The organism is Actinomadura sp. 21ATH (assembly GCF_041951345.1).
Lineage (GTDB): Bacteria > Actinomycetota > Actinomycetes > Streptosporangiales > Streptosporangiaceae > Spirillospora.
This window is the reverse complement of the sequence record NZ_JBGNUR010000028.1, coordinates 1-22,468: the sequence shown is the minus strand read 5'-3', so window position 1 is coordinate 22,468 and position 22,468 is coordinate 1. Positions and strand designations below refer to the sequence as shown.

The window sequence follows — 22,468 nt, the reverse complement described above, 5'->3', positions numbered from 1 at the left end:
ACTTAACGATAGGTAAGCTCAGAGTACTTACCTATCGTTAAGTAAGCTAGAGTTCCGGCATGCCCCGTCCCTCCGCCACCAAGCAGCGGATCCTGGATGTCGCCCGCGAGCTCTTCGTTCAGCAGGGCGTGCAGCGGACCAGCCTGCAGGAGATCGCCCACCGGCTGGGCATCACCAAGCCGGCGCTCTACTACCACTTCTCCTCGCGCGAGGAACTGGTCCGCAGCATCGTGCAGCCGATCCTCGACGAGGAAGAGGCGTTCCTGGCGCGCCTGGAGGCGCTGGACGAGGTGGAGCCCCGCGCCCTGCTGGAGGGCTACTTCGACTTCCACTACCGCCACCGCTCCGAGATGGTGCTCATGCTCGGCGAGCTGACCACGCTCGCCGACCTGGGCCTGATCGACCGCGTGATGGACTGGCGCGGGCGGCTGGCCGGCCTGCTGCACGGCCCCGAGCCCACGCTGGAGCAGGCCACCCGGGCCGCGATCGCCCTCGGCGGCCTCCAGGACTGCACGATCCAGTTCCCCGACGTGCCGGAGGACGAGCTCCGCCGGGCGGCCGTGGACGGCGCCTGCGCGGCCCTGGGCATCGAGCCGCGGCCCGAAGCTCAAGGCCGCGAGCGGCCGGATTAAACCGCGTTCAGGATGGTTTGCGTGCCTCGATGAGGGTGCGCGCGGAGTGGGCGACGAACGGGCCGTCCCGGACGATCCGCTCGTGCAGGTCGCGCAGCCGGTCCCGGTGGGCGTCCACGGTGAAGCCGGGCACGATCCAGATCACCTTGCGCAGGAAGTGGACCACCGCGCCGACGTCGTAGAACTCCATCCGCAGCCGCTCGGTGCGCAGCCCGGCGATCCGCAGGCCGGCGGCCTCGGCGGCACGGGCCTCGTCCTCCGGATGGCGCGCGCGCCGCACCTCCTCCGGCTGCGGGCCGAGGAAGAACTCCACCAGCTCGAACACCGACGCGGGACCGACATGCTGGGCGAAGTAGGCGCCGCCCGGCCGCAGCACCCGCGCGATCTCCTCCCACCACACGGTCGCGGGATGGCGGCTGGTCACCAGGTCGAACGCCGCGTCGCCGAACGGCAGCGGCGGCTCGTCCGGGCTCGCCACCACCACGGCCCCGCGCGGATGCAGCAGCGCGGTCGCCTTGGCGACGTTCGGCGGCCACGACTCGGTGGCCACCATCGTCGGCGGGAACGCCTCCGCCCCGGCCAGCACCTCGCCGCCGCCGGTCTGGACGTCCAGCGCCGCGGCCGCGCGGCCGAGGCGCTCACTCATCAGCCGCTGGTACCCCCACGAGGGGCGCGCCTCGGTGGCCCGCCCCTCGAACCAGGAGAAGTCCCAGCCCGCCACCGGCACCGACTCGCCTTCGGCCACCAGTTCCTCGAACGCTCCCGCCATGGTGTGATCGTCTCAGTGCGGCGCGCGCGATGACCAGCGCTTTTCGGCGGGGCGGCCGTCAGCTCTGCAAGGCCGTGGCGAGATCGTCCAGGTAGCCGGCGACCGGCCCGAGGGTGAGCAGGCCGCTGCCCGCGCCGGCCAGCTCCGCCGCCGCGGGGGCCAGCTCCTCGCGCGCGCGTTCCATCGCCGGGCGGGAGCCGGCCTCGATCGCCGCCCGCGCGACCAGGCACCACATCGCCTCCTGCAGCAGGTCGCGAGGCGGGCCGGGGACCTCGCGCAGCGCCACTGCGGCCGCGCCCCGGCGGCCCCGGGCCAGCAGCAGCACCGGCCGCACCCACGGCTCGTACGGCCCGTAGTCCGCCCCCTCGTCGGCTTCGGCGGGCAGCCCGTACGCCAGCCGCAGGCACAGCAGCGCCAGCGGCGGCAGGCCGTGCTCAAGCCCGGGCATCCCGGCGCCCTTGAGGGCCCCGGCGGCGTCCCGGTAGGCCGCCTCCGCCTCCGCGTACGGCGCCGTGCCGGCCGCTGCGAGGCGCATCGCCCCGTACCAGCGGGTGAACACGCCCACCAGCGGCAGCTCGTTGCGCTCGGCCAGCCGGTCCGCGGCGGCCGCGTGGCGGTCGGCGGTGGCGAAGTCGGCGAGCGCGCCGCCGGACTGGACGCGGATCAGATGCCCGAGCACCTCGTAGGTGACCAGGCCGTGCCGGGCGGACAGATCGACCAGCTCGGCGCCGATCGCGTCCCGGCGCGGCGCCAGCCCGGCCCGCTCGAACGCCTGCATGTAGACGCCGTTCAGCGCGAACGCCAGCAGCGCCGGATCGTCCAGCCCCCGGGCCAGCTCCTCGGCCTCGCGGGCCGCCGCGCGCCCGCGCGCCGAGCCGGTGCCGCGCGACTCCAGCGCGATCGTGGCCAGCAGCCGCGCCCGGGCCGCCTCGTGCCCGGCCGGCGGGAGCGCCGCCAGCGTCCGCTCGGCCGCCGCGACCACCCGGGCGACCTGCCGCGGATCGTCCGCGCGCGTCCAGTTCGCCGGGACGTCGTACGCGCCGATCACGCGCGCGGTCAGCTCGGCGTCGCCCAGCTCCTCGGCCGCCGCGACGGCCGCGACGCGGTGCTCGCGGGCCGCCTCCAGCCCGCCGCCGCCGGTCACCGCGAGCCCCCGCAGCAGGCCCACCGTCGACTCCAGCCGCGTCCGGGCGCCCGGCCCGACCGTACGGTCGTACGCCGCGGCCGCCCGCGTCCACACCCGTTCCGCGCTCCCCTGCGGATCGAGGTGCTCGGCCTGGTGCAGGATGTCGTCCTCCAGGCGGCGCAGCCGCGGCCCGGGATCGACGCCCAGCTGCTCGACCAGCAGCGTCCGTGCCCGGCGCAGCACCTCCAGCGCGTCCCCCTGGCGGCCCGCGCGGTAGAGCGCCAGGGCCAGCAGGCGCCAGGCGTCCTCCCGCCAGGGGTGGTCGGCCACGTGCGCATCCAGGTCCGCCACGGCCTCGGCCGCCGCCCCCAGCGCGAGGAGGGCCTCGGCGCGGCGCTCGACGGCGTGCAGCCGCAGCTCGGCCAGCCGCGAGCGGTCGGCGCGCGCCCACGGCTCCTCGGCGAAGTCGGCGTACGCGGGCCCGCGCCACCAGCCCAGCGCCTCGTCCAGCCGCGCCAGCGCATCCCCCGGCGCGAGTTCGGCGGCGGCCGGCACCGCGCGCTCGAAGCGCCAGGCGTCGACCGCGTCCGGCTCGGCGCGCAGCGCGTACCCGGGACCGTCGGTGACCAGCAGCCGCGCCGGGGCGCGGGGCGGGCGGTCCGGCTCCAGCGACCGGCGCAGCGCCGCCACGAACGTGCGGATCGCGCCGATCGCGTCCGCGGGCGGGTCCGCCCACAGGTCGCCGGCCAGCAGGGACGCCGGTACGACGCGGCCGCGGGCCACGATCAGCCGGGCCAGCACCGCCCGGTGCCGCGGCCCCCTCAGGGCGATCGGCTCCCCGGCGCCGTCCCAGGCCGCCACCGGCCCCAGCACCCCGAACTCGACCCGCACCCCCGCGGCCCCCCTCCTGCTCATCGGATGCTCATCCGTACCCCGCAGGGTGGAAGCACCAGGCCATCTACGGAAAAGAGACGAAACCATGGCAACCGCCATCCCCGGATTCGAGTACCGGCGCGTCCCCGTCGCCGACGGCGTGTCGCTGAACGCGGCCGTCGCCGGATCGGGCCCCGCGATCGTACTGCTGCACGGCTTCCCCCAGACGCACCTGATGTGGCGGCACGTCGCCGCCGACCTCGCGGCCGACCACACCGTGATCTGCCCCGACCTGCGCGGCTACGGCGCCAGCGACAAGCCCGCCGAGGCCGGGCCGGACACCTACTCCAAGCGCACCATGGCCGCCGACATCGTCGCCCTGGCCCGCGCCCTGGGCCATGACCGGTTCGCGCTGGCCGGCCACGACCGCGGCGCCCTGGTCGCCATCCGCGCCGGCCTCGACCACCCCGAGACGATCACCCGGCTGGCGATCCTCGACGTGCTGCCGACCCTGGACATGTGGGACGTGATGCACGGCGCGTCCGCCGCCGTCGGCTTCCACCTCTACCTGATGGCGCAGCCGCCCGGCCTGCCCGAGCAGCTGATCGCGGCGTCCTCGGACGCGTTCTTCGGCCACTTCCTCGACCTGTGGACCAACGACCCGGCCGCGATCCCCGCCGACGTCCGGGCCGCGTACCTGGACGCCTGCCGCGGCGCGGTGCCCTCGATCGTCGCCGACTACCGCGCGTCCGCCGGCATCGACGTCGAGCACGACCGGGCCGACCGGGACGCCGGCAACCGGCTGGCGATGCCGGTCACCGTCCTCCAGCAGGACTGGGGCGCCGCGCTCGGCTACGACGCCGCCGGCCTGTGGGGGGCCTGGGCGGCCGACCTGCACCACGCCACCGTCACCTGCGGCCACTTCATGGCCGAGGAGGCCCCCGCGGACATCGTCAAGGCCCTCCGGGACCTCCTCGCCCGCTGATGTCCGCATCGCGCCTTGAGGAACCGCACGTTCCTCAAGGCGTTCTAGGGTTCGGGGAAACGGACATGAGGAGGCCCGGACCGATGATGCTCTTCGAGGACGCCGTCGCGTGGGAAGCGTGGCTGGCCGAGCACCACGACACCGAGGGCGGCGTCTGGCTCAAGATCGCCAAGAAGAACTCGGCCGCCACGTCGATCACCATCGGGGAGGCCCTGGAGGTGGCGCTGTGCTACGGCTGGATCGACAGCCAGCGCAAGGCCCATGACGCGGACCACTACCTCCAGCGCTACTCGCGCCGCCGCAAGGGCAGCCCGTGGTCGCGCGAGAACGTCGAGCGCGTGGAGGCGCTGACCGCGGCCGGCCGGATGCGCCCGCCGGGCCTCGCCGAGGTCGCCGCCGCCCGCGCCGACGGCCGCTGGGACGCCGCGTACGCGGCCCAGCGCAACGCCACCGTCCCGCCCGACCTGGCCGCGGCCCTCGCCGCCGACCCGCGCGCCGCCGCCCGCTTCGAGGCCCTCGACAAGACCGCCCGCTACCTGGTGATCCTGTCCCTGCTCAAGGCCCGTACCCCGGCAGGCCGCGCGGCGCGCCTGGAGAAGGCCCTGGCCGACCTGCGCTGACGGGCGGCGCGGGCACTAGTCTTGGATCATGCTCAGGCTCGGGTTCCCGGTGATCGGCGTGACCGACATTCCACGTGCCGTCGCGTTCTGGACGTCCGCGCTGGATCTGGTGGCCACGCCGGAGTGGGAGAGCCCGGCGTGGCGGACCCTGGACCACGCGGACGGCTCCGGCCGGGCGCTCGCCCTGATGCTCAGCGAGTCGCCCGCCCAGGCGCGCCCCCGCCTCCACCTCGACCTCTTCGTGGACACCACGGCCGAGCAGGAGGCCGAGGTCGAGCGCCTGATCGGCCTGGGGGCCCGCCGGGTCGACTGGGACCTGTACCCGCCGGACCCCGACTTCGTCGTCCTCGCCGACCCGGACGGCAACGCGTTCTGCGTCGTGGACCTGAGCCGCGCCCCGTCCGGGAGCGGCTGACACCGGTTACGGTGGTTTCATGAGGGCGACGACGACCGGGCGGGTGCTGCACGATCCCAAGGGAGGGTCGTTCCGGTTCGACGCCGGCGCCGTGTGCCTGGATTTCGCCCACACCGGCGGCGAGGGCCGGTACGCGGTGTTCGAGACCCTGCACGAGCCCGCCGACCTGGCCGAATGGCTGGCCGCACCGCCACTGGACGCGGCCGTGACGGTCCCGGTGACGGCCGGCGAACTCGCCGCGGCCAAGACCCTCCGCCGGGCGATCTGGGACGCGGCGCACGCGCGGGCGGCGGGGCGCGCGCTCCCCGCCGCGGCGGTGGCCGCCATCAATCACGCGGCGTCCGCGCCGCCGCTGGTCCCCGAGCTGGACGCCGCCGGGACGGCCTCCGGCTGGGCGGCACCGGTACGGGCGACCCAGGCGCTGTCGACCCTCGCCCGGGAAATGATCGAGCTACTGTCCGGGCCGCTCTCCGGACGCTTCCGCGAATGCGCGAGCGACGACTGCCCGCTGGTGTTCGTCGACTCCTCCCGGCCCGGCGCCCGGCGCTGGTGCGCGATGGAACGATGCGGCAACCGCCACAAACTCCGCGCACTGCGAGCCCGCCGGGCGACGGACGCCTGACGACGGCGCTCCCGGCCGCGGCGCGCCGCCTCCGCGATCACTGAGTGATCTTGGCGAGGAAGGCGTCCAGGTTGGCGTGGAGGCGGGCGACCTTCTCGTCCGGGGTGAGGGACTCCTCCATGGCTCCCCCGGCCACCGACTCCTTCCTGCCCCGCACGTACAGCGAGCAGTCCAGGTCGCCGCACAGGTACTGCCCGACGGTGTTGCCCTGGCGGCCGGCCTCGCCGGTACGGCGCGCGGTCATCAGCGACACGCCGCCGCCGCTGCGCGTGGTCAGGCACAGCGAGCACATGCTCCGGGTGGTGAAGCCGCGGCCGCCGCCGGAGGTCACCCGCAGCGCGATGCCGACCAGGCGGTCGCCACTCTCGGTTACCAGATAGGAGCGGCCTGGCGCGCCGGGATCTCGCCAGCCCAGGAAGTCCAGATCGTCCCATGGCCTCTCATCGAAGTCCTTGGGCAGGCCGAGCCGCTTGGCCTCGCCCTTGGAGCAGTTGACGAAGGATGTACGGATGTCGCTCTCAGTGATGGCTCTCATGGGTGGCGAGGCTAGTTATCCTGAAGCTATTATGCAAATTCCTAAGTCGTTTAGGTTCGAGAGGAGGGCCGGATGGCGCGCGCGGGGGTGACCGTCGAGCGGCTGATCCAGGTGGCGGCGGATCTGGCCGACGAGATCGGCTTCGAGAACGTGACGGTCACGGCGCTGGCCCGCAGCTTCGGCGTCAAGGAGGGCAGCCTCTACTCCCACATCAGGAACATGCGGGACCTGCGGGTCAAGGTGGCGCTGTTCGCGCTGGCCGAACTCGCCGACGACGCCGGCGAGGCGCTGGCGGGCCGTTCGGGCAAGGACGCCCTGGTGGCGTTCGCCAACGCCTACCGCGACTACGCCAGGAAGCATCCGGGACGGTACGCCGCCACCCGCTTCAGCCTCGATCCGGAGACCGCGGCGGCCAGTGCCGGCGTCCGCCACGTGGAGATGACGCGGGCGATCCTGCGCGGCTACGCGGTGCCCGAGTCCGACCATATCGACGCGATCCGGCTGCTGGGGAGCACCTTCCACGGCTTCGTGAGCCTGGAGGCGGCGGACGCGTTCCGGCACTCCAGCGACGTGCGCGGCACGGACGCCTCATGGGCGAGGATCCTGGACACCCTGCACGCCGCCCTGGCCGGCTGGCCCCCCTCCTGAGGCGGGAACGGCCGCGACACGGCGGCGGGAACGGAGTGGCCGCGCGCGGCCGCCGCCCCGTAGGGTGCCGATCATGGCCTGTCGCATTTCCGAACTGGTGATCGATTGCCGGGATCCGCAGCGGCTGGCGGAGTTCTGGTGCGAGGTGCTGGACTTCGTCGTGCTCGACACCGACGACGACGGCTCGGTGGAGATCGGACCGCGGGAAGGGTTCGGCGGCCTGCAGCCGACGCTGGTCTTCAGCCCCACCACCGAACCCAGGAGGGGACTCCTGCCGCTGCACTTCGACGTCAACGCCACCGACCGCGACCAGGACGCCGAGCTCGAACGGCTCCTGGCGCTCGGGGCGCGCCCGGCGGACGTCGGCCAGACCGGCGAGGAGTCCTGGCACGTTCTGGCCGACCCCGAGGGCAACGAGTTCTGCCTCCTGCGGACCCGCCTGAGCTGAACGACCGGCTCAGGCGGGTCCGGCCCGCCCCGGCCTGACCGGAGCGCTAGGCGAGGAGGTCGGCCAGGGAACGGGTGCGGGTGGGGTGGCGCAGCTTGTTCATCCCCTTCGCCTCGATCTGGCGGATGCGTTCCCGGGTGACGCCGTACCGCCGGCCGATCTCGTCGAGGGTGCGGGGACGGTCGTCGTCCAGGCCGTACCGCAGCGAGATCACGGCCGCCTCCCGTTCGGGCAGGGTGGTGAGCACCGCGTCGAGCGACCGGCGGAGCGAGGACGCGGCGACCGCGTCGGCGGGGCCGGGCGCGTCGTCGGGGACCACGTCGCCCAGCTCGCCGCCGCCCTCGCCGTTCCCGTCGAACGGGGTGTGCAGCGAGATCGGGTCGCGGGCGTACCCGAGGAGCTGCTCGACCTTCTCGGCGGTCAGGTCGAGCTCGGCCGCCACCTCCGCGGCCGTCGGCTCCCGGCCCAGGTCGTCGCGCAGGGTGCGGCGCGTGCGGTTCACCCGGTTGAGGACCTCGACCACGTGCGCGGGCAGCCTGATGGTGCGGCCCTGGTCCGCCAGCGCCCGGCCGATCGCCTGCTTGATCCACCAGGTGGCGTACGTGGAGAACTTCAGCCCGCGCCGGTGGTCGAACTTCTCCACCGCCCGCATCATCCCGATCGTGCCCTCCTGGACGAGGTCCAGCAGCGGCAGCCCGCCCGCGGCCGCGTAGCGCCTGGCGATCGAGACGACCAGCCGCAGGTTGGCCTCGATCATGTGGTCGGCGGCGCGGCGGCCGTCCGCGGCCCGCCGTTCCAGCCCGGCCCGCTCGTCCGCGGTGAGCCGGTCCGCCTCCGTGCCGAGACGGTGCCGGGCCAGCGTTCCGGCCTCGATGCGCGCACCGAGCTCCACTTCCTGTTCCGCGGTCAGCAGCGGCGTACGGGCGATCCGCTTGAGGTAGTCGTTCACCGGGTCGGTGGTGAGCGGGGCGTGCGCGGTAGCGGTCAAAGAGGAGATCCCTTCGGTCCCGCCGGACGGCGGCTCGGTGTGCGCGCCGCCCGACGGACCTAAACTTAGGTCAGGCCCAAGCAGATGTCAAGCATAAATTTATGTTGAACCTATGTATAGTGGTCCCATGAGCGGACGAGACACCGGCCTGCGAGCCCTGAAGAAGCGTCAGACCAGGGAGAACATCTCCAACCAGGCCACCAGGCTCTTCCTTGAACGAGGCTTCGACAACGTGACGATCGCCGAGGTGGCGGCCGCCGCGCAGGTGGCCAAGATGACCGTCACCAACTACTTCCCCCGCAAGGAGGACCTGGCGCTCGATCTGCAGGACGTCTTCATCGAGATGCCGGTCACGACCATCCGCGAGCGGGAGCCGGGCGAGTCCGCCCTGGCCGCGCTGCGCCGCGCCTACCTGGCCGCGGTCGCCGAGCGGAACCCGGTCATCGGCTTCTCCGGACCGCTGTTCGCGCGCATGATCACCGGCAGTCCCGTCCTGGTCGCCCGCCTCCGCGACTTCCACGACGACCGTGAGAAGGCCATGGTCCGCGTCCTCGCCGAAGAGACCGGCGCCGAACCCGGCGCCGTCCTCCCCCGCGTCGCGGCGGCCCAGCTGGGCGGCGTCCACCGGCTGCTGTTCGAGGAGACGCTGCGCCTGACCCTCGACGAGCGCGGCGACGATGAGATCGCCGCGATCGTCGCCGAGGACGCGCGCATCGCGTTCGGCGCCCTGGAGCCCTCCCTCGGCGGCTACGCCGTCCGCCCCGCCGCCTGACCGCCACGTCTCCTCACGCGTCCGGTCACACTCCCGCCGTTCCGTTCGTCAGCACCCCGGAAGCACCCACGAACGGAACGAGAGACGGATCGCGCCGGCCCGGCCCGGCCGGACCCGCCTCCTGAGGAGAACCCTGATGACCTCGAAACCTCGAACGCGCCCCCAAGGCGAGCGGACCGGCCTGGCGCTGCTGGTCATCGCGGCGGCGCAGCTGCTGATCGTGATGGACGGCACCATCGTCACCGTCGGCCTCCCCGTCATCGGCTCCGGCCTGGGCATCGCGCCGGCCGACCTGGACTGGATCCTGACGTCGTACGCGCTGGCGTTCGGCGGGATGCTGCTCGCCGGCGGCCGCGCCGGCGACCTGTTCGGCCGCCGGCGGCTGTTCCGGGCCGGGCTGGTGGTGTTCCTGCTGGCCTCCGTCCTGGGCGGGGTCGCCCAGGACGGCGCCACGCTGATCGCCGCGCGCGTGCTGCAGGGCGTGGGCGGCGCCGTCATCGCGCCGGCCGCGCTGTCGCTGCTCGCCGACACGTTCCCCGCGGGTCCCCGGCGCAACAAGGCGCTGGGCGTGTACGGGGCGATGGGCGGCCTGGGCTCGGTGATCGGCCTGCTGCTGGGCGGTGCGCTGACCGAGTACCTGGGCTGGCGCTGGATCATGTTCATCAACGTCCCCATCGCGCTGGCGGTGCTGGTGGGAACGCTCGCCCTGGTCCCCGGCACCCGCGAGCGCGGCGGCATCGACCTGCCCGGCGCGGTCACCGTCACCCTCGCCCTCGGCTCCCTGGTGTACGCGATCAACCGGGCGGGCTCCGACGGCCTGACCGACGGGCTGACCCTGGCGTTCGGCGGGATCGCGCTGGTGCTGGGGATCGCGTTCGCCGTCATCCAGCGCAGCGTGCGCGCCCCGATGCTCCCGGCCGGCGTGCTGGCCGACCGCAGCCGGCTCGGCGCGAACCTGGTCATGCTGCTGATGGGCGCGGGCCAGCTGGCCACCTTCTACTTCCTCACCCTCTACATGCAGTCGATCAAGGACTACTCGCCCATGGTCACCGGGCTGGCCTACCTGCCGTTCGCGGTCGGCATCGGCATCGGCTCCGGCGCCATCGGCCCGCAGCTGCAGGCCCGCACCTCGCCCCGCGTCGTCCTGGCCGCCGGCATGGGGGTGGCCGCCGCCGCGATGGTCTGGTTCAGCATGCTCACCCCGGACCAGAACGCCCTGGCCGTGCTGCTGCCCGCCCAGCTCGTCGCGGGCATCGGCCTGGGCATCGGGTTCGTGGCGGCCACGATCGGCGGCGTGCGGGACGTCGCCCCCGAGGACTCGGGCATCGCGTCCGGGCTCATCAACACCAGCCAGCAGGTCGGCGGCGCGCTGGGCCTGGCCGCCCTGGCCAGCGTGGCCGTCAACGCCACCGCGGGGCGGCCCGCCGGAACGCCGCTCCCGGAGGCGCTCACCCACGGCTACACCGCCGGGCTGCTCGGCGCGGCCGCGTTCTACCTGGCCGCCGTCCTCACCGCCGTCGTGCTCATGCGGCCGCGCCCCGGCCGGCTTGACGTCCCGCCCGCCGCGCCCGAGCGGCCGGCCGAGAAGGCCGCCGTCGCCGAACGCTGACCGGCCGCGGAGGCGCGACCAAGGCGGCATCCCGGTCAGCACCGGGGTGCCGCCGCAGGCCGTCCCGACCCGGTCCGGGACGAACCCTGCCATCTGCCCGTTCCCTCTTCCCTGTCCCCCGCCGCGGCCGCGCGCGCCCACTTCAGGCCGATGCCGTCCCCCTCGTACAGGTGAGCGCGGAGCTCGATCGCGCGCTCGCCCGGATCGAGGTCCCAGATCGTGTAGGTGCGCAGCGTCTCGGCCGGACGCAGCAGGCCCGACACCGACCGCGGGTCCTTGATCTCGACGCGCACGTGCTGCCCGGGGACGTACGCGAAGCCGATCGGCTCGTCGGCGACCAGGCGGATGCGCCGCATCGTCGGCGTGACCATCGCGGTGTCGGTGACCGTGGTCTCCAGGCGGTACTTGCCGAACGCGCCACCCAGCGGGTTGCGGATGCGGTCTCCCACTTTCACGACAGCTCCCTAGAGGCTCTAGATCTTCTTAGAGCCTCTAAAGAAGCATAGAGGCACTAGGCTGTCAACGGTCGTCAGAAAGGATCACCCCATGGCCGCCCACCCCGCCCGCCGGCGCGAGAGGCTCCGCGAGGCCACCCTTGCCGAGATCCGCGAGGCCGCCCGCCGGCTGCTGACCACCAAGGGCGCCGCGGCGGTGACGGTGAACGCCGTCGCCCGCGAGATGGGCATGAGCGGGCCGGCGCTGTACCACTACTTCGCCTCGCACGAAGACCTGGTCGCGGCCGTGACCGCCGACTTCCTGCGCGAGCTCACCACGGCGCTGGAGACCGCCCGCGACGATCCCGCCCACGGCACCGCCGCCGACCGGCTGCTGGCCACCTGCCGCGCCATGCGCCACTGGGCCGCCGCCCACCGCGCCGAGTTCGGCTGGATCTTCGCCAGCCCGATCCCGGCCACCGCCTCCGCCCGCCACCGTCCCGACACCACCCGCAACCAGGCCGGCCGCGACTTCGAACTGGTCTTCATGCGGCAGATCGAGGAACTCTGGGCGCACCAGGGCTTCCCCGTCCCCGACCCCGCGGACCTGGACCCCTCCGTGCGCGAGCAGCTGCGCGCCTACGCCGCCGGCCTGGGACGCGACCTGCCCGTCGAGGCACTCCATGTGGCCCTGACCTGCTGGATCAGGCTGTACGGGCTGCTGTGCATGGAGGTCCTCAACCAGCTCGACTTCGTCTACTCCGACCTCGCGCCGATCTACGAGGAGGCCCTCCGCGACCTGTCCACGACGCTCCGCCTCGAATACCGGCCGCCCGCGCCCGCCTGAATCCTTTTCCGCTCCCGTCGCCTCTTGTCCACGGACCGGCCGCACGGGCCGGTGGACATCAGGAGGAACCGAGCATGATGATCGCGATCGTCGCCGTGGCCGGAGTGCTGCTCGTCTGCGCGTGCGGCGTGACGCTGCTCCGGCGGAGGAGCCGGAGCCGTGGCTGAGCCGCGCCCGGGCCGGCCCTGGCCGGACGAGCGGCTGATCAAGGCCGCCCAGGACGGCGACGTCACCTCGCTGACCGCCGTGGTGATGGAGTCGCAGCCTCACGTGCGCCGGTTCGCGCGGACGCTGTGCGCCACACCGCAGGACGCCGAGGACGCGGCCCAGGAAGCACTGATCACCCTCTACCGGAAGATCGGCACGCTCCGCGCCTCCGGTGCCCTCGCGTCCTGGATGTTCCGCATCGTGCGCAACGAGTGCCTGCGGCACCTGCGGCTTCTCGCCTCGGCACCGGCCGTCCGGCATGCCGGCGGCGAGCAGGCGACGCCCTCCGCGGAGAACGCGGTCCTCCGGCGCATGGAGGCCGAGCGGGTGGCGGCCGCGATCAGCGCCCTGCCCCGCGACCAGCGGCAGGTACTGATCATGAGGGACGTGCAGGGGTATCCGGGCCCCTTGGTCGCCCGGTCGCTCGGGTTGAGCGTTCCGGCGATGAAGTCGAGGCTCCACCGGGCCCGTGCCGCCCTGCGGCAGGCGCTGGCTCCGGCCGACGAAGAAGCCGAAGGGAAGGCACGACCATGACGAACACCGTGGAGACCGGCAAGCCGCACCGCGCGGAGGCGGACTTCGCCAGCGCCTCCGTCCCGCGGCACCTTCTGCGCGGCGCCATCGGCCTCGGCCTGATCGTCGGCTCGATCGCCCTGGTGCCCGTCGCCGGCCCCGCCACCCTGGTGGCCGCCCCGCTGAGCCTGGTCGCCTTCCGCGGCTGCCCGTCCTGCTGGATGATCGGCCTGGCGCAGACCGTCTCCCGCGGCCGGCTGGAACGCTCCTGCGCGGACGGCGCCTGCAAGCTGGCCCCGGCTTCGCCTGATTCGTCCTGAGCCGGGCCGAACCGCAACGCCTCCGGCCCGGCCGCCCGTCGGACGAGCGGCCGGGCCGGAGGTGGAGAGCCCGCGTCACGCGGCGGCGGTGCCCTCCAGTTCCACCATCAGGTCGGGGAGCGCCAGCCGCGTCACCCCGAGCATCGTGGTGGGCGGTGCCACGCCGGCCGCGCCCAGCCGCCCCGCCAGCACGCCGTAGTGCTGGAAGAGCAGGTCGACGTCGGTGGTGTAGACGTTGAGCCGGACGAGGGCGGCCAGCGACATGCCGGCCTCGCCGAGCACGGCCTCCAGGTTGTCGAGGCTCAGCGCCAGCTGCGCCGCCATGTCACCGGCGTGCTGCGGCTTGCCCTCGCCGCTCATCGCGGTCTGCCCGGCGCAGAACAGCGTCCTGCCGTGCCCGGAGACGACCTCGCCCTGGTTGTAGCCCAGCTCCGCCGACCACGCCCACGGGTTGACGGCCGTTCGTTCCACTGCCACATCGGCTCCATTCGATTCGTCGCGAACGCGTACGCCCGGCGGCTCGGTGGCCGTCTCGGGCGTCGTGTGGACGAGCCTCCCAGCGATACACGACACCTCTTGTCGTGATTTCTGTAGAGTTTCCGGGTGCGCGCCGACCGGCTGATCTCGCTGCTGCTCCTGCTGCGCCAGCGCGGCCGGCTGACCGCGGACACGCTCGCCCGCGAGCTGGAGGTGTCCACCCGCACCGTGCTGCGCGACATCGAGGCGCTGTCCGCGGCCGGCGTCCCGGTGTACGCGGAGCGCGGCCGCAACGGCGGGTTCGCCCTGCTGCCCGGGTTCCGGACCGACCTCACCGGCCTGAACCACGACGAGGCCCTCGCCCTGCTGGTCGCCGGATCGGGGCGCGGCGACCAGGTGTACGGCCTCGGCGCGGCGCTCGCCTCGGCCATGCGCAAGGTCGTCGAGGCGCTGCCCGAAGGCCATCGCGCCATCGCCGGCGACGCGGCCCGGCGCCTGCTCGTCGACCCGGAGACCGATCTCCTCCCCCGCCGGCGGGGCACCGAGGACGTACCCGACGCCACGATGACCGAGGTCCGGCGCGCGGTCCTCACCGGGAACCGGCTCCGCATCCACTACGCCGCCGCGGGCCAGGCACCGCAGTGGCGCACCGTGGACCCGATCGGCCTGGTCACCGTACGCGACCGGGGCTACCTGCTGGCCACGAGATCCGGCGCGGACCGCACCTACCGGCTGTCGCGGGTGCTGGCCGCCGAGGAACTCCCCGAACCGGCCCAGCGGCCGGACGGGATCGACCTGGACCGGATCTGGCGGGAACGCTGCGCGCAGTTCCTGTCCGGCGACCAGATCACCGTCCAGGTACGGGTGCACCCGGCGCGCCGCGAGGACCTGCTCAGCACCGCGCTCGCCGTCCGCGCCGAGGAGCCCGACGCGGACGGCTGGCTGCGGCTGGAGGTGGCCTTCCAGGACTCATGGCACGCCGAATGGGCGCTGTGGCAGCTCGGCATGGGCGCGGAGGCCCTCGCCCCGCGGTCGCTGCGCGCCTCACTGCGCGACCGCGCCGCCGCGATCGCCGCCCGCTACGAGGACTCGCCCTGAACGCCACCGGCGGCGCCCGACGGCTTACCGAGGACGCAGAACTCGTTGCCCTCGGGGTCGGCGAGGACCGTCCACGAAGCGTCACCCTGGCCGATATCGACGCCGGTGGCACCGAGGGCCTCCAGCCGGGCCACCTCCGCCGCGTGCTCCTCACGGGAGTACGGCAGCAGGTCGATATGGACACGAGTCGACACCGGCCGCTCGCCGGCCGCGCGGCGCAACTCCAGGTACGGCCCGACACCCTCGGCCGACCGGAACACCGCGTGATCGTCGGTCAGCTCGTGCAGGGTCCAGTCGATCGCCTCGCCCCAGAACCCGGCCAGCGCCCGCGGATCCGCGCAGTCGACCACCACCCGGGCGATCGGCCCGGTGTCCCGGTAGACCTCCCGGGGCTCCAGCACGCAGAACACGTTGCCCTCCGGGTCGGCGAGGACCGTCCACGGGACGTCGCCCTGCCCCACGTCCGCGGGCGTCGCACCGAGCTCCTTCAGGCGCGCGACCAGCTCCGCCTGATGCGCCGCGGAGGTGGTCGCGAGGTCGATGTGGACGCGGTACCTCACCGTTTCGGGATCCGGGACGGTGACGACGTCCACGCACACGGCGGTGGGGTTCGGCCAGGAGAACCCGACGGGCTCGACGTTGGTCACGCCGGGCCCCTCGCTGGAAACGCCCCAGCCGAGCGCGTCCGCCCAGAACCGGCCGAGGGCCGAGTCGTCCCGGGCCTTGAAATTCACCTGAACGAGTCGCAGTGCCATGGCGCCCCACCCTAATCCCAGGTGAACGGGCGTCACGAACCGCCCGGAGCCCGCCCCCGGACGGCCGTCACACCGGATCCGGCAGCTCCATGCGCGCGAGCGCGGCCGGATCCACGACGGCGGTGATCTCGGTGATGCGGTCATCGGCGACGGTGAAGGCGAGCACGGAGAGCGGGGTGCCGTCCTCGCTCCAGGAGATGACGCCGGGGCGGCCGTCGACGATCGCCGCGTGCGCCCGCGCCGCGCCGCCGGCCATCCGGGCGCGGCCGGCGACCTCGGTTGCACCGATGGTCACGAACCGGCCGTCCGGGGTGTCGACGGTGAACCTCACCTCGGGGTGCAGGACCTGCAGCAACCGCTCGAACCGGCCCTCCCGGGCCGCGGCCAGGAAGGCTTGCACCACCTCGCGCCGCCGCCGTACCGCGCTCCCCGGCCGCTGGACGCCCTGCACCTTCCTGCGGGCGCGGCTGGCGAGCATCTTGCTCGCGTCGGTGGACCTGCCGAGGATGGCGCCGATCTCCGCGAACGGAACGGCGAACACGTCGTGCAGCACGAACGCCAGCCGTTCGTCCGGGCCCAGCGAGTCGAGGACCATGAAGAGCGCGAGGCCCACGGAGTCCTCCAGCTGCACGAGGTCGTCCGGTTCGGGAGCGTCGTCGAGCGTCCCGTCCGTCTCCTCCACGTCGAGGGACACCACCGGGCGGGTCCGGCCCGAACGCAGGACGTCGAGGCTGAGGCGGCCGACCACGGTGGTCAGCCAGCCGCCGAGGTTGTCGATCGTGCCGGCGTCCTGGCGGGAGAGCCGCAGCCACGCCTCCTGGACCACGTCCTCCGCGTCGGCGTGCGATCCGAGCACCCGGTAGGCGACGGCTCGGAGCCGGTCCCGCTGGGCCTCGAAGGCATCGGCGATCGGATCCGCGGAATCGGTGCCGGGCATGTCGTTACCTTCCTCGAAGCGCCTTCGTCATGGGGATGACGGGCGAACGCCCCGAAACGTAACCCGATGAGGAGAGCACGTGGAGAACCGGCTCAAGAACAAGAACACGCTCGACGCCAACGTATGGACCGCGATCCAGCACCTCCAGAAGGCGATCGCCGCCGGCGGCGTCGACCCGAAGCTGCTCGCGCTCGTACACCTGCGCGCCAGCCAGATCAACGGCTGCTCCGCGTGCGTCTACGCCAGCGTCGCCGGCGGCAGGAAGGCCGGTGACACCGACGAGCGGCTGCACAACGTGGCGGCCTGGCGTGAGGCACCGTTCTACACCGACGCCGAACGCGCGGCCCTGGCACTGGCCGAGGCCGCGACCCGGCTGCAGGACGGCGCGGAGGGCGTCACCGACGAGATCTGGGACGAGGCCAACGCCCATTTCACCGAGGAGCAGATCGGCGCGCTCAACCTGGAGATCGCCCTGACCAACTTCTTCAACCGGATCAACCGCACCATCAAGGAGCCGGCCGGCAAGACCTGGGGCTGATTCGCCACGCCGCCGCCGGGCTCGCCGGGAGGTCCCCCTCCCGGCGAGCCTGCCCCGAACACAGCCGTGCGCACTCAACCGAGCCCACTGCCGGACAACACGATCGGCTCGCCCTGGGCCGCGGCCTCGGTGAGGGTCTTGTGCACGACGCCGACCGAGACCTTGACGCCGGCGGCGATAGCGCGGATGGACTCCCCGCGCTGGCGGCGGGCCAGGATCGCCGCGCGCTTGTCGTCGTCGACCACCGGGCGGCGGCCACCGACCCGGCCGCGACGGCGGGCCGCCTCCAGACCGTTCTTGGTCTTGCGGGCGATGTCGCGGCGCCGGTCCTCGGCCAGGGCCAGGTCCAGCGAGCGCTCGGTGTGCTCGCCGGTCGCGATGCCCTCCAGCACCTTGACCGCGATCCCGCGCTGGAACAGGTCGTTCAGGGCGATCAGTCCTTCTAGGAGGTTGCGGCCGAGGCGGTCGTCCTCCTGGGCGGTCAGCATGTCGCCGTCGCGGATGTGCGACAGCGCCTCCAACAGCGCGGGCCGGTCGGTGTTCAGCTTGCCGCTGAGCTCATCCTCGAACACCTTCCAGCAGATCGGGTCGAGCGCGTCGTGCTGCCGCTGGGTGTTCTGCTTGCCGGTGCTGACCCGGACCAGGCCGATGAGCGCCACCACGGACCGCCTTCCGCTCATCAAACGCTCGTCAAATGAGCACCCCGAACAGGGGAGCCGAGTGGCGATCACCGCTGAGAGCGCGCCCGGACCTCGCCTTATCCCTCTCACCGAGCGTCTAGGCCCGGCCCGATCGACCGTCCGGACCGGTCACGCCGCCAGCGCCATGGCGACCGCATCAGCACCGGCCGCTCAGCCGGGTCAGGCCGACCGCTCAGGTGGTGGGCAGGGGAGACTTGATGTGAGTGAGGAGTTCGGAGACCTCCCAGAGCTTGTGCGCGGTGTCATCGTTGAGTGCTTCGCCGGACAGTTCTTCGAGGGCGGCGGGGCCGCGTACCCCGAACCGGCTGGGGCCGGAGAAGCTGGCGCCGGGGACGTCGCCGACGGTGGCCAGCAGGGTCGGTCGGGCCCCGCCTTCGGGGCTTTGGGCCAGTAGCCGCGTTCCCAGTGCGAGGGTGTGGTCAAGGATCCGCCGGCCGGTGGTCATGGTGAATCCGGTGGCTGCCCAGCCGGGATGCGCTGCCGTGGCCAGGACCGGTGAGCTGGCCCTGTTCAGGCGGCGCTGCAGTTCTCGGGTGAACAGCAGGTTGGCCAGCTTGCTCTGTCCATAGGCGCCGAACGGCCGGTAGGGCCGTCGTTGCCACTGCAGGTCCTCGAAGTCGATGTGTGCGCTGCGGTAAGTGGTGGAGGACACGGTGATCACCCGCCTGGTGATCTGGCTCAGGAGCAGATTCGTCAAGGCGAAGTGCCCGAGATGGTTGATGCCGAGCTGGCTCTCGAAGCCGTCGGTGGTGTGCTGCAGGGTGTGGGTCATGGAACCGGCGTTGTTGATCAGATAGTCGATGGGGCCGTCCGCCGTGCGGGCGAACTCATGCACGGAGGCCAGCGACCCGAGGTCGAGCGGGCGTGACTCGGTTAGGCCGCCTATCTCGGCGGCGGCCGCGCGGCCGCGGGTCTGGTCGCGCACGGCCAGGATGACTCGTGCGCCCTTCGCGGCCAGTGCGGCAGCGGTGGCCTTGCCGATGCCACTGCTGCCGCCGGTGATGATTGCGGTCCGGCCGGTCTGATCGGGGACGTGCATGGTCATGAGGTGATGGCGGTCTTTCCGTGATCGTGTTGCGTGGTGTTCGAGATCGTTGGCTTCCGGATGTGCCGCTTTACAGGCTGTTCCAGAAGTCCGACAGCATGCGGGCGGTCCGGGCCGGGTCCTGAAGCATCCACCAGTGCCCGAGCGCGTCGAGGTCGACGGCGCGGGCGCCGGCGCGGTGGGCGGCGCGGTGGCGGAGGGCGACGCTGCCGGCGGTGAGGTCGTCGGTGGCCACGGGAACCAGGCCGGGCCGCGCTGCGGCCGCTGGCAGATTGCGCCCGCGTTCGGCCAGCATGTTCTCGGGTACGGAGCGGTACAGCGACAGAATGGCCCTGCCCATCTCGGGGCCCTGCCCGAGCGCCACCTCGCCGGCCGCTGACTCCGGGATGCCCCACGAGATCATGCGCGCCGTCCGTTCCGCGGCGTCTCCCGAGAAGGTCTCCTGGATATGGCGTTCCCCCTCCCGCGGCGTCTGCCAGGTCTTTGCGATCTCATGCCAGGTGAAGTCCGGTTCGTACCCGCCGATGGTGTCGCTGGTCCAACTGCGCACCAGGTCGGGGCGAGCCATCGCGACTTCCAGCACGTAACCGCCGCCGAAGTCGTGACCGACCAGGTCCACCGGGGTTTTGAGCTGCGACAGCTCCTCGATGAGCCAATCTCGGTAGTCCAGGAAGGTGGCACCGAAGCCTGCAGGAAGTGCGGCGCCGAAGCCCGGAGGTGAGAGCCGGAGCACGTCCTGCTGCTGGGACTTGGGCAGCTCGCTGATCAGAGGTGTCCAGACCGCGGAGGTCACCGGAACGCCATGGACAAAGACAATGGTCATACCGGGTATGACACCACCAGGGCGGCGTAGGCGTCCAAGACCTGCATTGCACCCCGTGATGCAAGAAGTGCATAACAGGGGGCCTAGTCTGGGGACATGCCTCCCGATCTGGACCTACGGCTGGTTCGATACTTCACGGTCGTCGCCGAGCATCTGAACTTCGCCCGGGCGGCCGAGGAACTGCTCGTTGCCCAGCCTTCCCTGAGCCGTCAGATCCAGCGCCTGGAGAACACTCTCGGCGTGCGTCTGCTGGAGCGCACCACCCAGGGCAGCCGCCTTACCGCCGCGGGTGCGGCCTTCCTGCCCCAGGCACAGCAACTGCTGCACGGCGCCCAGCAGGCGGTCCTGACCGCCTTGGCCGCGGCACCGGCGCGCACGATCACCATCGGGTACGTCGACGATCTCGTCATCACACCCGCCGTGCGCAACCTGCGCCATCGATGTCCCGACGCCCACGTCCGTACTCGCCACCTCGGCTCGCAGGACGCCTCCACGCTGCTGGAACGGCAGGTCGATGTCCTGGTCACCCGCACGCCGCTGCCGATCCCGGCCGAGGACCTGGAGGTGACGGTCCTGTACTCCGAGGCCCGGGTCCTGCTGGTGCCCGCCTCGCACCGCCTGGCCGGGAAAAAGGTGGTCACGGCCGACGACATCGCCGCAGAACCACTGGTGGGCTGCACCGGCATGGGCGCCGAATGGACCACCTTCTGGCGGCTCGAACCCCGCTCAGGCAGCGAACCCGCCCCGGTGGGGCCCACCTTGGCCGAGACCTACGAGGACAAACTCGAGGCCATCGCCGACGGCACCGCCATCGCCATCGTCCCGGCCGGCGACCGGCGCCACACCCTGCGCCCCGGCCTGGTCACCGTTGCGCTCGACGGGATCGAGCCTTGCCAGATCGTCGTAGCCACCCGGACCGCAGACACGAACCCACTCGTCACACAGTTCGTGCGATCCGCGAAGGATCTCCTGGTCGGGCACATCACCAGCGTCACGGCCCCTCCCGCGTAGTGTTGTTTCGCTGATGGGATGCTCCCGCCCTGACACGGGCCTCCACGATGCTGGCCATCGCCCGCGCCCCCACACCGCGCCGTACAGCGCATCCTGATCGACCTGGAAACCGCCAGCCACCTCACCCGCACCCACTACGCCGTCCACCCCGCTCACACGCTCGACGACCTTCCCGGCCCGGCAGTGCACAGCTGAACCTGCTCACCAACCCATCACGGCGCGACAGCGACCCGCCCTATGTGCTCTGACCGGGAACGTTCGCCGGGTTGGCGGTTGGATGGATGGTGACGTCCGTTCCGATCGCTGGAGGTGTGGTGGTCGAGCCTGTGCGGGTGCGCAGACTGACCGACCTGGAGGGTCAGAAGCTGCAGCGGATCGTGCGCCGGGGCAGCACGAGTTCGGTGCGCTACCGGCGCGCGATGATGCTGCTGGCGTCGGCGGACGGGAACCGCGTGCCGGTGATTGCCCAGCTGGTCCTGGCCGACGAGGACACCGTCCGGGACGTGATCCACCGGTTCAATGAGATCGGCCTGGCCTGTCTGGACCCTCGTTGGGCGGGAGGCCGTCCCCGCCTGCTCAAGCCTGACGATGAGGACTTCGTCGTCCAGACGGCCACCACCCGCCGCACCAAGCTCGGCCAGCCCTTCACCCGCTGGTCGATCCGTAAACTCGCCGCCTACCTCCGCGCGGCTTGACAGCACTTCGCGCGCATCGCCTCCGACCCAGCGAAGGATCCAGAAGACACTCGTGAGAATCCATGCGACGCATCGCGCTTTGCTGAGCCGTCTGCTGCCCGACGACAACCCGGAAGACCTTGCCGTACGTCAGGGGCAATTCCACACCGTGGTCATCGGCTCAGACCGCGTCGTGTGCCTGCCTCGCACCCGGGCAGCAGCCGCCCGGCTGTCCCAGCGGGCGGCCGCACTACACGCACTCGCCAACCTCGGCCTCGGCTTCCGCACACCTGAGCCGCTGCTCCAGGGCGGCACCCACGGCACCGACGAGGCGCCGTTCCTGGTACTCAGCCGCATTCCCGGGGAACCGCTGGAGACCGACGCCCTCAACGATGCCCAAGTGGTCGACACCGTGGCGGCGCAGTACGCCACGCTGCTGTCCGCTCTGGCCCGTACCGGCACCGACGAGACGGTACGCGCAGTTCTCCCTCAGGCAGCAGAAGACCAGTGGCGGCGGTTCGCGGAGAACGTGCGCGCGGAGCTGTTCCCGCTCATGTCCGACAGCGGACGCCTACGGGCCGAGCGGGAACTCACAGCGCTCAACAGCCTTCCCCATCTCACTCAGGCAGTGGTCCATGGCGACCTCGGTGCCGAAAACGTCCTATGGGAGTGGACGCACGGCCTGCCGCGCCTCTCCGGAGTACTCGACTGGGACGACGTCACGCTCGGCGACCCGGCCGAGGACCTCGCAGCCATCGGCGCCAGCTACGGCCCTGAGCTCCTGGAGCGGGTACTCGCCTTGGGCAACTGGTCAAACCACGGACTCCTCACCCGCATCGCCACGATCTGCGGCACATTCGCCCTGCAGCAAGCCCTCTACGCAATCCGCGACGGCGACGAAGAAGAACTCACGGACGGCCTAGCTGTACTGACCCGGGAGGTTGCGAACGCGGTGGACACGGTCGGATGATCTTGAAGTGAGGGAGGGCCTCCGGGTTCGGTGTGGATTGCGACATCTACGCCGATCGCCAGGAGGCCCTCATGCC

The 22,468-nt window shown here is 72.4% G+C and carries 27 protein-coding genes and 1 pseudogene; 17 read left to right on the top strand and 11 right to left on the bottom strand.

All coding sequences use genetic code 11. The features are described from left to right. Positions 1 to 59: 59 nt before the first annotated feature. Positions 60 to 632 carry a TetR/AcrR family transcriptional regulator gene (locus tag ACA361_RS40340; RefSeq protein WP_375020430.1) on the top strand — a complete coding sequence of 191 codons (573 nt, stop codon included), beginning with the start codon at positions 60 to 62 and terminating at the stop codon, positions 630 to 632. Positions 633 to 639: 7 nt separating this feature from the next. Here ACA361_RS40340 and ACA361_RS40335 read toward each other — a convergent pair whose 3' ends face one another. Further along, positions 640 to 1,401: a class I SAM-dependent methyltransferase gene (locus ACA361_RS40335; RefSeq protein WP_375020429.1), complete on the bottom strand. Its 762-nt coding sequence runs from the start codon at positions 1,399 to 1,401 to the stop codon at positions 640 to 642. 58 nt (positions 1,402 to 1,459) lie between these two features. Beyond that, the gene (locus ACA361_RS40330; protein ID WP_375020428.1) at positions 1,460 to 3,442 is read right to left on the bottom strand and encodes a BTAD domain-containing putative transcriptional regulator; all 1,983 of its coding nucleotides are present in this window, start codon (positions 3,440 to 3,442) and stop codon (positions 1,460 to 1,462) included. Positions 3,443 to 3,506: 64 nt separating this feature from the next. Between ACA361_RS40330 and ACA361_RS40325 the strand changes: the two genes are divergently transcribed. The 4 genes from ACA361_RS40325 to ACA361_RS40310 all read left to right on the top strand — a co-directional run bounded on the left by ACA361_RS40325 (position 3,507) and on the right by ACA361_RS40310 (position 6,042). Next, entirely contained in the window at positions 3,507 to 4,385 is an 879-nt protein-coding gene (locus ACA361_RS40325) for an alpha/beta fold hydrolase (protein WP_375020427.1), read from the top strand. Between the two features lie 83 nt (positions 4,386 to 4,468). After that, positions 4,469 to 5,005 carry a YdeI family protein gene (locus ACA361_RS40320; RefSeq protein ID WP_375020426.1) on the top strand — a complete coding sequence of 179 codons (537 nt, stop codon included), beginning with the start codon at positions 4,469 to 4,471 and terminating at the stop codon, positions 5,003 to 5,005. A gap of 28 nt (positions 5,006 to 5,033) precedes the next feature. Further along, positions 5,034 to 5,420 carry a VOC family protein gene (locus ACA361_RS40315; protein WP_375020425.1) on the top strand — a complete coding sequence of 129 codons (387 nt, stop codon included), beginning with the start codon at positions 5,034 to 5,036 and terminating at the stop codon, positions 5,418 to 5,420. Between the two features lie 19 nt (positions 5,421 to 5,439). Beyond that, on the top strand, positions 5,440 to 6,042 hold the full coding sequence (locus ACA361_RS40310; RefSeq protein WP_375020424.1) for a CGNR zinc finger domain-containing protein: 603 nt from the start codon (positions 5,440 to 5,442) through the stop codon (positions 6,040 to 6,042). Positions 6,043 to 6,079: 37 nt separating this feature from the next. On the opposite strand, the gene ACA361_RS40305 is transcribed toward ACA361_RS40310, so the two are convergent. Further along, a complete protein-coding gene (locus ACA361_RS40305; protein ID WP_375020423.1) occupies positions 6,080 to 6,577 on the bottom strand; it encodes an FBP domain-containing protein in 498 nt (165 codons plus the stop codon). 72 nt (positions 6,578 to 6,649) lie between these two features. Between ACA361_RS40305 and ACA361_RS40300 the strand changes: the two genes are divergently transcribed. Beyond that, positions 6,650 to 7,225 carry a TetR/AcrR family transcriptional regulator gene (locus ACA361_RS40300; protein WP_375020422.1) on the top strand — a complete coding sequence of 192 codons (576 nt, stop codon included), beginning with the start codon at positions 6,650 to 6,652 and terminating at the stop codon, positions 7,223 to 7,225. Between the two features lie 73 nt (positions 7,226 to 7,298). After that, positions 7,299 to 7,673: a VOC family protein gene (locus ACA361_RS40295; RefSeq protein WP_375020421.1), complete on the top strand. Its 375-nt coding sequence runs from the start codon at positions 7,299 to 7,301 to the stop codon at positions 7,671 to 7,673. A gap of 46 nt (positions 7,674 to 7,719) precedes the next feature. On the opposite strand, the gene ACA361_RS40290 is transcribed toward ACA361_RS40295, so the two are convergent. Continuing rightward, a complete protein-coding gene (locus ACA361_RS40290) occupies positions 7,720 to 8,661 on the bottom strand; it encodes a sigma-70 family RNA polymerase sigma factor (RefSeq protein ID WP_375020420.1) in 942 nt (313 codons plus the stop codon). A 127-nt stretch (positions 8,662 to 8,788) separates the two neighbouring features. Between ACA361_RS40290 and ACA361_RS40285 the strand changes: the two genes are divergently transcribed. Together ACA361_RS40285 and ACA361_RS40280 are read left to right on the top strand one after the other, a co-directional pair. After that, a complete protein-coding gene (locus ACA361_RS40285) occupies positions 8,789 to 9,433 on the top strand; it encodes a TetR/AcrR family transcriptional regulator (RefSeq protein WP_375020419.1) in 645 nt (214 codons plus the stop codon). A gap of 136 nt (positions 9,434 to 9,569) precedes the next feature. Further along, positions 9,570 to 11,042 (top strand): MFS transporter, encoded by a 1,473-nt coding sequence (locus tag ACA361_RS40280; protein WP_375020418.1) that lies wholly within the window; start codon positions 9,570 to 9,572, stop codon positions 11,040 to 11,042. 35 nt (positions 11,043 to 11,077) lie between these two features. Here the strand turns inward: ACA361_RS40280 and ACA361_RS40275 are convergent, their stop codons facing one another. Further along, on the bottom strand, positions 11,078 to 11,497 hold the full coding sequence (locus ACA361_RS40275) for a siderophore-interacting protein (protein WP_375020417.1): 420 nt from the start codon (positions 11,495 to 11,497) through the stop codon (positions 11,078 to 11,080). 91 nt (positions 11,498 to 11,588) lie between these two features. On the opposite strand from ACA361_RS40275, the gene ACA361_RS40270 reads away from it, so the two are divergent. The 3 genes from ACA361_RS40270 (at position 11,589) to ACA361_RS40260 (ending at position 13,363) form a co-directional block, all read left to right on the top strand. After that, positions 11,589 to 12,323 (top strand): TetR/AcrR family transcriptional regulator, encoded by a 735-nt coding sequence (locus ACA361_RS40270; protein ID WP_375020416.1) that lies wholly within the window; start codon positions 11,589 to 11,591, stop codon positions 12,321 to 12,323. A 159-nt stretch (positions 12,324 to 12,482) separates the two neighbouring features. Further along, positions 12,483 to 13,064, top strand: a complete 582-nt coding sequence (locus tag ACA361_RS40265) for an RNA polymerase sigma factor (RefSeq protein WP_375020415.1) — start codon at positions 12,483 to 12,485, stop codon at positions 13,062 to 13,064. Beyond that, entirely contained in the window at positions 13,061 to 13,363 is a 303-nt protein-coding gene (locus ACA361_RS40260; protein WP_375020414.1) for a hypothetical protein, read from the top strand. The genes ACA361_RS40265 and ACA361_RS40260 overlap by 4 nt, the downstream gene beginning before the upstream one ends. A 75-nt stretch (positions 13,364 to 13,438) precedes the next feature. Here ACA361_RS40260 and ACA361_RS40255 read toward each other — a convergent pair whose 3' ends face one another. Beyond that, on the bottom strand, positions 13,439 to 13,834 hold the full coding sequence (locus tag ACA361_RS40255) for a RidA family protein (RefSeq protein WP_375020476.1): 396 nt from the start codon (positions 13,832 to 13,834) through the stop codon (positions 13,439 to 13,441). Between the two features lie 132 nt (positions 13,835 to 13,966). Here ACA361_RS40255 and ACA361_RS40250 point away from each other — a divergent pair, with 132 nt between their 5' ends. Further along, complete coding sequence (locus tag ACA361_RS40250; RefSeq protein ID WP_375020413.1) at positions 13,967 to 14,938, top strand: helix-turn-helix transcriptional regulator; 972 nt, start codon at positions 13,967 to 13,969, stop codon at positions 14,936 to 14,938. Here the strand turns inward: ACA361_RS40250 and ACA361_RS40245 are convergent. Together ACA361_RS40245 and ACA361_RS40240 are read right to left on the bottom strand one after the other, a co-directional pair. Further along, positions 14,920 to 15,693 carry a VOC family protein gene (locus ACA361_RS40245; RefSeq protein WP_375020412.1) on the bottom strand — a complete coding sequence of 258 codons (774 nt, stop codon included), beginning with the start codon at positions 15,691 to 15,693 and terminating at the stop codon, positions 14,920 to 14,922. The genes ACA361_RS40250 and ACA361_RS40245 overlap by 19 nt on opposite strands. A 67-nt stretch (positions 15,694 to 15,760) precedes the next feature. Further along, complete coding sequence (locus ACA361_RS40240) at positions 15,761 to 16,630, bottom strand: sigma-70 family RNA polymerase sigma factor (protein WP_375020411.1); 870 nt, start codon at positions 16,628 to 16,630, stop codon at positions 15,761 to 15,763. A gap of 79 nt (positions 16,631 to 16,709) precedes the next feature. Between ACA361_RS40240 and ACA361_RS40235 the strand changes: the two genes are divergently transcribed. Beyond that, a complete protein-coding gene (locus ACA361_RS40235; RefSeq protein ID WP_375020410.1) occupies positions 16,710 to 17,168 on the top strand; it encodes a carboxymuconolactone decarboxylase family protein in 459 nt (152 codons plus the stop codon). 74 nt (positions 17,169 to 17,242) lie between these two features. Here ACA361_RS40235 and ACA361_RS40230 read toward each other — a convergent pair whose 3' ends face one another. The 3 genes from ACA361_RS40230 to ACA361_RS40220 all read right to left on the bottom strand — a co-directional run bounded on the left by ACA361_RS40230 (position 17,243) and on the right by ACA361_RS40220 (position 19,737). Further along, on the bottom strand, positions 17,243 to 17,848 hold the full coding sequence (locus ACA361_RS40230; protein ID WP_375020409.1) for a recombinase family protein: 606 nt from the start codon (positions 17,846 to 17,848) through the stop codon (positions 17,243 to 17,245). Between the two features lie 193 nt (positions 17,849 to 18,041). After that, positions 18,042 to 18,914: an oxidoreductase gene (locus tag ACA361_RS40225; RefSeq protein WP_375020408.1), complete on the bottom strand. Its 873-nt coding sequence runs from the start codon at positions 18,912 to 18,914 to the stop codon at positions 18,042 to 18,044. A 70-nt stretch (positions 18,915 to 18,984) separates the two neighbouring features. Continuing rightward, positions 18,985 to 19,737 carry an alpha/beta fold hydrolase gene (locus ACA361_RS40220; protein WP_375020407.1) on the bottom strand — a complete coding sequence of 251 codons (753 nt, stop codon included), beginning with the start codon at positions 19,735 to 19,737 and terminating at the stop codon, positions 18,985 to 18,987. A gap of 96 nt (positions 19,738 to 19,833) precedes the next feature. Here ACA361_RS40220 and ACA361_RS40215 point away from each other — a divergent pair, with 96 nt between their 5' ends. The 3 genes and pseudogenes from ACA361_RS40215 (at position 19,834) to vph (ending at position 22,392) form a co-directional block, all read left to right on the top strand. Further along, positions 19,834 to 20,748 (top strand): LysR family transcriptional regulator, encoded by a 915-nt coding sequence (locus tag ACA361_RS40215; RefSeq protein ID WP_375020406.1) that lies wholly within the window; start codon positions 19,834 to 19,836, stop codon positions 20,746 to 20,748. A gap of 281 nt (positions 20,749 to 21,029) precedes the next feature. Next, a pseudogene (locus ACA361_RS40210) lies at positions 21,030 to 21,431 on the top strand (transposase); the annotation flags it as partial. Positions 21,432 to 21,495: 64 nt separating this feature from the next. After that, positions 21,496 to 22,392, top strand: a complete 897-nt coding sequence (vph, locus tag ACA361_RS40205) for a viomycin phosphotransferase (RefSeq protein ID WP_375020405.1) — start codon at positions 21,496 to 21,498, stop codon at positions 22,390 to 22,392. The last annotated feature ends 76 nt before the right edge of the window (positions 22,393 to 22,468 follow it).